Below are 11,308 nucleotides of genomic sequence, written 5' to 3'. Positions count from 1 at the left end.
AGGATCCGTTGGGGCAGATGAAGCAACGGACCAAGGAAGGCACAGGCGTGACAGACATCCGTGACCTGATCATCATCGGTTCCGGGCCGGCCGGATATACGGCCGCTGTGTACGCCGCCCGGGCGCGGCTCGAGCCGCTGCTCCTCGAGGGCGAGGTCACCTGGGGCGGCGCCCTGATGAACACCACCGAGGTCGAGAACTACCCCGGCTTCCGCGACGGCATCCTCGGCCCGGCGCTGATGGACGAGATGCGCGCCCAGGCCGAGCGGTTCGGCGCGGAGATCGTCACCCGCGACGCCATCGACGTCGACCTCACCGGCGACGTGAAGTCCGTCACCGACAGCGAGGGCACCGTGTACCGGTCCCGCGCCGTCATCATCGCCACCGGCTCGGGCTACCGCGAGATCGGGCTGGCGAACGAGAAGCGGCTGTCCGGCCACGGCGTCTCCTGGTGTGCCACCTGTGACGGGTTCTTCTTCCGCGAGCAGGACATCGCCGTCGTCGGCGGTGGCGACTCCGCGATGGAGGAGGCCACGTTCCTCACCCGGTTCGCGCGGAAGGTCTACGTGATCCACCGCCGCGACGCGCTCCGGGCGTCGAAGGTCATGCAGGAGCGGGCGTTCGCGAACGAGAAGATCGAGTTCGTCTGGAACACCGAGGTGGTCGACGTCCTCGGCGAGGAGAAGGTGTCCGGGCTGCGGCTGCGCGACACCGTCACCGGGGCCGAGCGCGAGCTGGCCGTCACCGGACTGTTCATCGCCATCGGCCACGACCCGCGGTCGGAGCTGTTCAAGGGGCAGGTCCGCCTCGACGAGGAGGGCTACGTCCTGGTCGACGCGCCGTCCACCCGGACCGAGGTCGCCGGGGTGTTCGCCGCCGGCGACGTCGTCGACCACACGTACCGGCAGGCCGTCACGGCCGCCGGCACCGGCTGCCAGGCCGCCCTCGACGCCGAGCGCTACCTCGCCGACCTCGACGACGCCCACGCCGCCAAGCCCGAGCTCGTCGTCTCCTGACCCGAGCTCCGCACCGAATCACCAGCCCACCATCGAGGAGTCACACATGGGCAACATCCAGCACGTCACCAGCGCCGACTTCGACGAGAAGGTCCTGCAGAGCGACAAGCCCGTTCTCGTCGACTTCTGGGCCGAATGGTGCGGGCCGTGCCGCATGATCGCCCCCGTGCTCGAGGAGATCGCGGGCTCGCAGGACAAGCTCGAGATCGTCAAGCTCAACGTCGACGAGAACCCCGAGATCGCCGCCAGCTACCGGATCACCTCGATCCCGGCGCTGAACGTGTACTCCGGCGGTCAGGTCGTCAAGCAGATCGTCGGCGCGAAGCCGAAGGCCGCTCTGCTCAACGATCTGGCCGACTTCGTCGGCTGATCCCACCACTCCCGGCGCCCGCCGGTGGACCGTTTCGAGGGTCCGCCCGGCGGGCGCCGTCGTGTTCGGCGTCCGGCGGCTCACATGGCCCGCATCAGCCGAACGCGGCGTCCCCTCGTCCGTCCGGACGAAAAATCAATCGGACATAACCGCCACAATCGTCGTAAAAACACGTTGTAGCGCGTACTAGTTTGCTCCGGACCTCTTGCCCCCGGGGCCGAAAACGACATTGAATGTCGTATCCGCAGAAACAAGCCGCTCCGTTTGCCGAGCGCCGAGTTCTCCCGGATCATCTCGTCACGGAAGTCCTTGCTCGGACACCTACCGTGTCAGTGACCGGGCTCCTGGGACGTCAGGCGAGAGGTGTACATGGAATACAGAGACGATTTGGTGAACGCTGAGAACGCCGCCGTCGAGGCATACACCTCGATGGCGGTTCGGCAGACCAAGCTGTTGCTTCTCGGCATCGGCACGATGATCGCCTCGATTGTCGCGATCATCTTCGCCGCGCTGGCGACGCTCGCCGACCTGGCGGGCGTCTCCGACCTCCACGCGGCCTTCATCCCCGTAGCCGTCGTCGGCCTCGCGTGTGGCGGCGTCGACTTCATCGCCCGGCGCCGCGACAACGACTACGTCGCGGGATGGGCGACGGTGGTCGGCCAGGGCGCGCTCACCGCGGCGGGCGCCATTGCCGTGCTCGGATGGTTCTCAGCGGACCTCTGGGTGTTCGGTGTGGGCCTGATGGTCGGAATTCTAACCAGTTCGATCTTGGTCAAGTATCCCGAATGGGAAACCGAAGCGGAATTGCTCGAACGTTTTGTCCGAGTTCCCGATGCCGGCGAGGACGATTTCTCCTGACCGCCGTCCGTTCGGACGACCCTGACCGATCCTCGAGCACCTCTGCCGGCCGACGCCCCGGAGTCGGCCGGCCGCACCGCCAGACCTCCTCGGACAACAACCTCGCCCGGCCCGTCACAAACCGGCCATCCCGCACACCTTCCTAGAGGACAGGCACCTCGACAGGAAGGGCAGGCATGCGCGGTTCCGCCCTCCACCTCGGTCTTCGCGGCCCCGGTCCCGGCGACGACGGCCCCGCCGCTCTGGCACACGCCGTCCAGGCCACCGAGGACGCCGCCCGCCACCTGCGCGACCTCGCCGACGCCGCCGCCGAGCGGGAGCGCCGCCGGCTGGCCGAGGACCAGCAGTCCATCGCGCGCGAGTCGCGCCGCCGGCAGGCCCGCTCGCACGCGTCGCTGCTCGCCGCCGCCGACCGCGTCCGCCTCGACATCACCGAGCTGCTGGGCCGCGGCCCCGGCTACGCGCACGAGGGCTGGGACTCCCCGCTCTGGGCCGAGCCGTACGACCAGCCGGTCGACGTCACCCAGGTGGTGCGGGCCGCCACCCTCGGGCTGGCCTCGCCGAACAATATCGTCGAGCTGCCGTTCGTGCTGCCCGCACTGGGCGGCAACGTCGTCATCACGCACGCGCCGGCCGGCCGCGCGCCGGCGCACAACCTCGCCCAGGTGTTCGTCACCCGCGCGCTCGCGGCCGCGCTGCCCGGCTCGCTGCGGCTGCACCTGCTCGACCCCGGCGGGCTGGGCCAGAACCTCGGCATCCTCAGCCGGCTGCCCGAGCCGCTGGTCGCGGGCGGGGTGCGGGCCACCCACGAGGAGGTCTCGGCCGAGCTGCGGGCGCTGCGCGAGCACGTGCACCGGCTCAACAGCCAGGTCCTGCTCGGCGACGACGACTCCCTGGTCGCCCGCTGGCACGAGGGCACGGCGCAGGGCATCCCGTGCTCCCTCGTGCTGGCCGCCGGGCTCGGCCCCAACCTCACCGCCGACGACGCCCAGCAGCTCTGGTCGCTGGCGCGGACGGGCAACCGCTGCGGCGTCGCGGTGGTCGCCGTCATCGACGCCGGACGCGAGCTGCCGCAGGGCGTGGCGCTGGCCGACCTGCTGGAGAACGCCGAGCACCTGCACGTCGACCACGAGGGCGGCGCCACCTGGGTGTCGGCGCCGCCGACGCTGCTGAACAACGCCCGCATCCGCTGCCCCAACCCGCCGGGGTCCGCCCAGCACCGGTTCCTCACCACGATCCTGGCGCCGGCCGTCCGCAGCGGGGTCAACAAGCCGGTCGTGCTCGCCGACCTGCTGGCCGCGGAGCCGGCCGGGACCGGCTCGACCCTGACGCGGGTGGGCGCCGTGGTGGGCCAGTCCGCCGACGGCGCGCCGATCGAGCTCGCGGTCGGCGACGACGAGGGCGTGGCCATCGGCGGCATCGTCGTGGGGCCGTCCGGCTCGGGCAAGACGACGCTGCTGCACGCGTTCATCCACGCACTCGCCCGCCGGTACCCGCCGTCGGAGCTCGAGCTGTACCTGCTGGACATGAAGGCCGGCGTCGAGTTCGCCGAGTACGCGCCGCGGCCCGGCCGGCCCGCGCTGCCGCACGTGCGCGCCGTCGGCATCGAGGCAGACGCCACGTTCGCGCTGGGCGTGCTGCAGCACCTGGCCAACGTCGACGCGGAGCGCAAGCAGCTGTTCAAGCAGGCCTCCGCTGAATCCGGCCGCGAGATCAAGAACATCGCGCAGTACCGCGAGGTCACCGGCGAGGTGCTGCCGCGCGTGCTGTTCGTCGCCGACGAGTTCCAGCTCATGCTCGCCGGACCGACCGAGGACGCCGCCTGGGCCACCCTCGACACGCTGGTCAAGCAGGGCCGCAGCCAGGGCATCCACGTGCTGCTGGCGACGCAGAGCCTGAACTCCGTCGGCACCGGGCGGTCCGCGCAGAAGGCGTCGGTGTTCGACCAGCTGGAGCTGCGGGTGGGGCTTCGGTGCAAGCCCGACGAGCTGAGCCTGCTGTTCGACCGCACCGTCCGCGACCGCCTCGACACCGGCCGCCGCGGCTCCGGTGTGCTCAACCAGGCGCGCGGCGACAAGGACGCCGACCAGCTGTTCCAGGGCGGCCTGCTCGACGCCGACGAGCGCCGCCGCATCCGCGACGCCGTGGTCGCCCGGCACGGCGCCGACCCGCGGATCCGGGTCAGCCGCGGCACCGGCGGCATCGACCTGGCCGACGCGGCGCCGGTCCTGGCGTCGTCGTTGGCGCCCACCATCTTCGTCGGCGCTCCCGTCGGCGTCTCGCCGCCGCTGGTCGGCGTGCCGGCCCGCTCCGGCGACGGTCGCGGCCTGCTGCTCACCGGCCGCGACGAGGCGCACGCCGTCGGCGCCGTCAGCGCGATGCTGGCCGGCCTCGCCCTGCAGCCCGGCTGCGACGACGCCGGCTTCGTCGTCGTCGACCTGCTGCCGCCGCGCATTCCGGGACGCCGGCCGCTGGACCAGGTCGTCCAGTGGCTCGGCGACCGGGTCGTCGTCCTGGACGAGGAGGGGCTGGACCGGCTCCCGTCCGTCGCCACCCAGGCGGCCGGACCGGTGTTCGTCGCGGTCCTGGGCCTGCAGTACTCCACGATCGAGGCGCCGCTCTACAGCGACGAGCCGCATCCGCTCGGCTGGCTGTGCGGCACCGGCCCCTCGCTGTCGGTGTTCCCGCTGATCTGGCTCGACACCCCGGACCGGCAGCGCAAGCTCGGCCAGCACGGCGAACGGCTGCAGCTGCGCGCCGACGCCGGTGGCGACATCATCGACAGCACGTCCTTCCTGGGCGTCCGCCCGCCGTTCCCCGCCACCCGCGGCCGGCTCTGGTTCCACGACCTCGCCGGCGACGCCGATCCAGTGCTGCTCGATCCGCTCCAGGTCGGGGAGCTCCCATGACCGCCGAGGTGGAGTTCGGCGCCCGCCCGGTGCCGGGGCCGCCGGTCCGCAGCCCGGCGATGCGGACGTACTGCGCCACGCTCGCCCGCTTCACGTCGGCGGTGCAGAGCACCGAGCAACTGCTGCGCAACGACGACGCGGGCGCGCGCGAGGACGCCGACCAGCGGGAGCAGACGGCGGCCATCCGGCTGCGCGGCGTCGATCGCGCGGGCGCCGCCGCCGTCGACGGACTCGACCAGTGCGCCACCGTCCGCACCGAGTACGGCCTGCCCGCCGCGGAGTCCCGCCTCGCGCCCACGGGGGACCACGACGTCCTCGGCGCCGCCGTCCGTGACCCGGGCGTGCCTGCCGCCACCCAGGTCGACCCGCACGCCATCGGCCTGGCTCCCGAGCCTCACCCCGGCCCGGGGTTCTCCGGCACCGCCGATGACCGCTCCGAGTGGGACCCGGCCGGCCGCGTGACCGTCGCCCCCCGGCCCGCGCCGGCCGCCGTCACCGCCGCCGAACCCGGCCTCGACCGGCTGCGTCGCACCGGTGGCGCCGACCTCGGCGTCGCCCTGACCACGCTCGGCCGCCGGCGCGACGAGCTCCGCGCGGCCGAGACGGAGTTCACCCGCTGGTTCCAGGCCTACGACGAACGGTCCCGGCGCGTCACGCACGGGGCCGTCGGGGTGGCGGGCCTGGCCGGCGCCGCCGTCATGGGCGTCGTCGGCGCGGCGGCGTCCGCGGCCACCGCGCTCGCGCTCCTCGTCGTCTGCACGCTGGCCGTCGTCGCGACCGGGACAGGGGTCGCCGCGATCCGGCGGCTCCCCCGCGTCTGCCGGGGCGCCGGGCTCGCCCGCCGGCCGAGCGGACCGGCGCTGGCCCGCTTCGGCGCGCAGGTGGGCGGGGTGGCGCTGCTGGCCCTGGCCGCGGTCAACATCGGCGCCGGCGCGCTGTGACGCGAGATTCCCGCCACTGAGTTGCCGCTAGGTGTCACATTCGGCCTCTCAGAACCACCTACAGGAGGTAAAGGGCCCACCCGATCCCGGCGGGATGCGGCCACGGACCCTCAGAAGGGCGGCAGCATGCCGAGCATCAAGGAATCCGGCGAGATCCTCATCGAGGTCGCCGCCGGGCTGACCCGCGGCGGCGACGAGACGTCGCGTGGGCTCACCGAGCTGGAGCAGAAGGCCAATGAGGCCCTCGAGGCGCTGCGCGATCTCCGTGCGCCGGCCGAGGAGGCCAAGGCCGCCGCCGAGCGGCTGCGCGCCCGGGCCGAGAACGCGCGGACCAAGTTCGAGGAGCTGGAGCGGGCGGCCGCGGTCACCGAGGACGGTGCCCGGCTCGTGGACTCCGCCTGCGACGACCTCCAGCGCGGTGACGCGGACCTCGCGGCCACGTTCGAGCCGCAGATCCGGCCGATCGCCGCCCAGGTGACCCAGTTCACCGAGAGCCTGCGCCAGAGCGCCACCCGGCTCGAACGCGCCGTCGACAGCGTCGCCGAGGGCGCGCAGCAGATCGGCCAGGGCACCGATCAGCTGCTCAGCCACGGCGAGCAGATCACCCGGAGCGCCGGGCAGGTCACGGCCAGTCTCGCGCAGGTGAAGAAGCGGCTCGCCCAGATCATCCCGGCCGCCGCCCGAGCCGTTCGCGACCGCGGCCGCGAGGCCGTCAACGTCGCCCGGCGGTAGCCGTGTCCACGGCGCCGGCCGGCGCCCGCGGCGACGTCGAGGGCGAGGTCCGCCTGCTGCGTCAGTCACTGACCGCGCTGCAGGAGGCGATCGCGGCGGCCGAACGCGGCCGCGAGGCCACCAACGCCGACCTCGCGGCCGTCCAACGGCGGCTCATCACCAAGACCGACCAGGCCCTCCCCCACGACGACGGCATCCGCAAGCGCATCACCACGGCGATCGAGTCCTCGTTCGCGACCGCGCGGCGGGCGCTGACGGCACGCTGGAACGAGATCGTCGGGCTGCTGACCAAGGCCTGCCGGCGGGTGCAGGACGAGCTCGACGAGGCCGAACGCGAGCTGAAGCGACGAGAGGAGGCCAAGCGGCTGATGCGGCAGAACGCCCACCGATCGGGGTGACGAGCTCCGGCGGCCCGGGTGGGGCGGCTCAGGGCGGGCGAAAACCTCTGGCCTGGCCCGGAGCCATGCGCTAGACAGAGACAGTGACGAACGATCTCGTGCTGCGCACCGCCACCGACGACGACTACGCCGAGCTCGAGGCGCACATCCACGGCGCCTTCCTCGACGACGTCGAGGAGGAGACCGCCGAGCTGAACCGGCTGGTGTACGAGCCCGAGCGCGCCCAGCTGATGACCGACGCCGGGCGGATCGTCGGCTCGGGGCTGGTCATCACCCGCGACCTGGCCGTGCCCGGCGGCGTCGTTCCGGCCGCCCACGTCACCGGGGTCGGGGTCGCGTCGACCCACCGGCGGCGTGGCGTGCTGACGGCGCTGATGAACGCCATGCTGACCGAGGCGCACGGTCGCGGCACCGAGCCGTTCGCGGTGCTGTGGGCGAGCGAGGGCGCCATCTACGGCCGGTACGGCTACGGGCTGGCGTCGTGGCGGGTGTCGTACGAGATCGCGACCGCACAGACGTCCGTCGGTGGTGCCTTGCCCGACGGCGCCCGGCTGCGGCTGGCGGCCACCGGCGACGTGCTCGACGAGATCGTCGCCGTGTACGACCGCGCGCTGAGCGAGCGGCCTGGACTCTCGACCCGGCCGGGCAACTGGTGGAAGTACCTGACCCAGGACCCCAAGGAGTGGCGGCACGGCATGACCGCCGAGCGGACCGTGCTCTACGAGGACGACGGCGGCGTCCGCGGCTACGCCCGGCACCGGCTGAAGAACAACTGGAGCGCCAGCGGACCGGACGGCGAGGTCCGCGTCACCGAACTGCTGGCCGAGACGCCCGAGGCGCACGCCGCCCTCTGGCGCTACCTCACCTCGATCGACCTCGTCCGCACGGTCAAGTACACGCACGGCCCGATCGACGACCCGCTGCCGCACCTCGTCGACAATCCCGACGGACTGGTCGGCACCGCCGGCGGGTCACTGTGGGTGCGCATCCTCGACGTCGCGGGAGCGCTGACCGCGCGCCAGTACGCCGCGCCCGCCGACGTCGTGCTCGAGGTCACCGACGCGTCGTTCACCGGCAACGCCGGACGCTGGCGGCTGACCGTCGACGGCGCAAAGGCCGACGTCACCCGCACCGACGACGACGCGGACCTGGCACTGGACATCAAGGCGCTCGGCTCGCTCTACCTGGGCGGCGTCTCGGCGGGCACGCTGGCCGCCGGCGGTCTGATCACCGAGCGCCGGCCCGGCGCCGTCGCGCAGGTGTCGGCGGCGTTCGGCTGGCACCGCGTGCCGGTGTCGGTGGAGGTCTTCTAGCCTCGGCAGGCTAGCTCTGGCCCCAGCCCTCGGTGTCGATCTTGCGGTTCCGGTTCCGCCGGGACATGACGGTGCCGAGGGCCAGCACCAGCAGCACCAGGCAGACCAGCAGGACGATGTGCGCCCCGCTGATCCCGGCGCCCTCCCAGCCCGGCACCTCCCACACGGCGTCCTCGGGTGCGGCGATGAAGCCGCGCTCCACCATCCACTCGCGGCCCTCCTCCCACGAGCTGAACACCAGCGGCGCCGCCACCGGGAGGACCAGCGGCGCGGCCAGGAACATCACGAACACGTCGTTGTCGGAGACGTTGTCGGCCATGGCGCGCGCCCCTAGTAGATGCCGTCGTTGAGGTGCCGGATGCGGACCGCGCGGGTGCGCGACACCACCTGGGAGCCGGCGCCGTCGTTGCCGCGCCAGTGGATGAGCAGCTTCGTCCCGTCGTTCGGGACCGCCTCGACCTGCTCGATGATCACCCAGCCGGTCTCGTCGTCGAGGCGGGCGAGGCTGCCGGCCTGCAGCTGCGACACCATGACCATCTCCGACCAGCCGGTCGTCTCGACCTGCGTCACCGCGGGCGCGGGCGATCCGCCGGAGCCGCGAGCGCGACTCCAGTCGGCGAGGCCGGACGTGCTGGCGCCGTAGCCCTCGGCGAGGTCGGCGTTGAGGTTCACCCGCCAGGCCGCCTCGGGACTTTCGGTCATCACCCGCGACCGCTGCACGTGCAGGACCGGGTGGGTGACGAGGCTGGGCCGGAGCGCGTCGAGCAGATAGAGGTCCTGCTCGTCCTTGACGCGGCGGGCCTCACGCGGGTCGGGCGTCCAGTAGCACTGGATCAGCACCGGCTTGCCGTCGCCGGTCTGCACGACCGCGCGGCCCGGCACGGGTTCGGCCGGCTCGGACGGACGGTCGCCGCCCCACAGCGCGGTCGCGACGCCGCTGTCGAGCCGGCCGAGGGCCACGACGGCGCCGACGTCGTCGCGGTTCTCCTCGCGCAGCAGCTGGTCGTCGGCGCGCTGGACGCTGAGGACGACGTAGACGTTGACCTGGCGGCCGTGGCGGAGCAGGTCGGTGACGCGGTCATGGGCCAGCGACGCGGCGGCGGCGCCCTGGCCGGCCCGGTTGGCGGCGTCGGCGACGGCGGTGGCGAACTCGCGGAAGTGGTGGACGACGACGACCAGCGGCTCGAGGTCGTTGCGGCTGGACCCGGACTCGATCAGCGCGACCCGGCCCTCCATCTCGCGCCACGCCTGGTTCAGCACGACGATCTGGTCGTCCAGCGTGGACGCGACGATCTGCACGTTGGGCCAGTCCCGCACGCCGAGGAGGTCGACCCGGCGGTGGTCGATGATCCACACCGGCCAGCCGCGCGCCGCCGCCTCGACGACGATGCCGGTGAGCAGCACCCGCTTGCCCGCGCCGGACCGGCCGAGCACCAGCAGATGCCCCTGCGGCGCCGCCAGGTTCCAGCCGACCCGGGTGCCGCTCGCGTCGACCCCCAGCGGAATGAGCCACGACGACAGGTCGGCCTGCGTCGGCACCGGCCGGGCGATCGTGTCCGGCAGCGACCGGCGGACGGCGGCCCGCTCGGCGCGCGCGGCCGGCTCCGGGGTGAGCGAGCCGGCGGTCCGCGTCGGGTCGCGCAGCGTGAGCCGGTGCCCACGGATGTTGTGCCGTCCGACGGTGTACTGCTGCTCCAGCTCGGCGTGCACCACCTCGGCGACGCCGGCGGCCCAGTCGGGCGCGGAGTCGTCGACCTGCGTCGGGTACTGGATGTTCAACACGTGAGGTACGCCGACCCACCCGCCCTGCCACTGCCGCGCGTCGATGTCCAGGTACGCCGCGTCGGGCACGCCGAGGTGCCGTGCCAGTGCGCCGGCCAGGTCGGCTATGACGCCCAGCCGCAGCCGTCGCCGCATCGACACCGCGTACAGCGCACCGGCGCAGGCCAGCGTCGGGAGCAGGAACAGCACGCCGATGACCGGCGCGCCGAGTGTGGCGAGGATCGCCCACAGCGCCACGGCCAGCACCACGACGGCGATGGCGCTGACGGACAGCTGCCACGGAGTGAAGCCCTTGATGGTCGGGTCGACCGGACGCGCCGACGCGAACCGGTCGTCGCCGGTGTCCGGGTCCGGCTGGCCGGACGAGGTGGAGAAGGTGTCCACCGGGTCATGTGGCGCCACGGGACTGCCTCTCGTTGGTCGGTCCGCACCTTCGAAGGTGCGCCCTGGAGCGGTGTTGTGACAAGGGCCGCGCCGGTCTCACCGGTCCGCCAGCGGCGTCTGCAGCTCGACCACGCGCCACGGGTCGTCCGGCGAGGCACGTTCGAGGAACGCGAACCACTGGTGCTCGACCAGCGCGCCGTTCCAGGCGTCGCGGCCGACCGGCGTCATCCGCACGTAGAACCGGCGCTCGGCCCGGGTGGCGGTGTCGGGCGTGTCGACGTCGGTGCGGTGCGGCTCGATGGCGTTGATCGAGGCGAACGCCTGGTGCTGGGCCCACTGCTCCCAGTCGCGCTCGACGTCCTGCCGCAGGCCGTCGAGGTCGTAGACGGAGGAGTCGTACGGCTCGGCCAGCCAGGCCTGCGTCCGTTCCATCGCGTCCTCCGACGACGCGTCGCGGGTGGTGTCGAAGCTGTACGCGGCGGTCAGTACGGCCACGGCGACGGCGGTCGGGTCGGCGCCGTCGACGGTCGCCGGGTCCGGCACGACGACCGGCTCCGGCGCCCGCATGCCCGGCGGCAGCGTCGGGGTCTGGCGGGGTGCGGGGG

Annotated in this window: 11 protein-coding genes; 8 read left to right on the top strand and 3 right to left on the bottom strand. The window is 73.0% G+C overall.

Annotation, left to right across the window (positions count from 1 at the left end):
- Positions 1-47 precede the first annotated feature (47 nt).
- The 8 genes from trxB to C1I92_RS11275 all read left to right on the top strand — a co-directional run bounded on the left by trxB (position 48) and on the right by C1I92_RS11275 (position 8,537).
- Positions 48-1,016 (top strand): thioredoxin-disulfide reductase, encoded by a 969-nt coding sequence (gene trxB / locus C1I92_RS11310; protein ID WP_111254769.1) that lies wholly within the window; start codon positions 48-50, stop codon positions 1,014-1,016.
- Positions 1,017-1,062: 46 nt separating this feature from the next.
- The gene (trxA, locus tag C1I92_RS11305; protein ID WP_111254768.1) at positions 1,063-1,386 is read left to right on the top strand and encodes a thioredoxin; all 324 of its coding nucleotides are present in this window, start codon (positions 1,063-1,065) and stop codon (positions 1,384-1,386) included.
- Between the two features lie 369 nt (positions 1,387-1,755).
- Positions 1,756-2,244, top strand: coding sequence for a hypothetical protein (locus tag C1I92_RS11300; RefSeq protein ID WP_146605102.1), 489 nt, complete (start codon positions 1,756-1,758; stop codon positions 2,242-2,244).
- A 176-nt stretch (positions 2,245-2,420) separates the two neighbouring features.
- Positions 2,421-5,153 (top strand): FtsK/SpoIIIE domain-containing protein, encoded by a 2,733-nt coding sequence (locus tag C1I92_RS11295; RefSeq protein WP_111254766.1) that lies wholly within the window; start codon positions 2,421-2,423, stop codon positions 5,151-5,153.
- Positions 5,150-6,094, top strand: coding sequence for a hypothetical protein (locus C1I92_RS11290; RefSeq protein WP_111254765.1), 945 nt, complete (start codon positions 5,150-5,152; stop codon positions 6,092-6,094). The genes C1I92_RS11295 and C1I92_RS11290 overlap by 4 nt, the downstream gene beginning before the upstream one ends.
- Before the next feature lie 126 nt (positions 6,095-6,220).
- On the top strand, positions 6,221-6,826 hold the full coding sequence (locus C1I92_RS11285; RefSeq protein WP_111254764.1) for a hypothetical protein: 606 nt from the start codon (positions 6,221-6,223) through the stop codon (positions 6,824-6,826).
- A 2-nt stretch (positions 6,827-6,828) separates the two neighbouring features.
- Positions 6,829-7,224, top strand: a complete 396-nt coding sequence (locus tag C1I92_RS11280) for a hypothetical protein (protein ID WP_111254763.1) — start codon at positions 6,829-6,831, stop codon at positions 7,222-7,224.
- Between the two features lie 83 nt (positions 7,225-7,307).
- Complete coding sequence (locus C1I92_RS11275; RefSeq protein WP_111254762.1) at positions 7,308-8,537, top strand: GNAT family N-acetyltransferase; 1,230 nt, start codon at positions 7,308-7,310, stop codon at positions 8,535-8,537.
- Between the two features lie 10 nt (positions 8,538-8,547).
- Here C1I92_RS11275 and C1I92_RS11270 read toward each other — a convergent pair whose 3' ends face one another.
- The 3 genes from C1I92_RS11270 to C1I92_RS33765 all read right to left on the bottom strand — a co-directional run.
- A complete protein-coding gene (locus C1I92_RS11270) occupies positions 8,548-8,856 on the bottom strand; it encodes a hypothetical protein (RefSeq protein ID WP_111254761.1) in 309 nt (102 codons plus the stop codon).
- 11 nt (positions 8,857-8,867) lie between these two features.
- Positions 8,868-10,703: an FtsK/SpoIIIE domain-containing protein gene (locus C1I92_RS11265; protein ID WP_111254760.1), complete on the bottom strand. Its 1,836-nt coding sequence runs from the start codon at positions 10,701-10,703 to the stop codon at positions 8,868-8,870.
- A gap of 96 nt (positions 10,704-10,799) precedes the next feature.
- Positions 10,800-11,308, bottom strand: a 509-nt coding sequence (locus C1I92_RS33765; RefSeq protein WP_158564094.1) for a hypothetical protein, incomplete at its 5' end; no start/stop codon positions are given.

The sequence above is a fragment of the Jiangella anatolica genome (assembly GCF_003236295.1).
GTDB classification, from domain to species: Bacteria; Actinomycetota; Actinomycetes; order Jiangellales; family Jiangellaceae; genus Jiangella; species Jiangella anatolica.
This window is presented reverse-complemented; position numbering and strand designations above follow the sequence as displayed.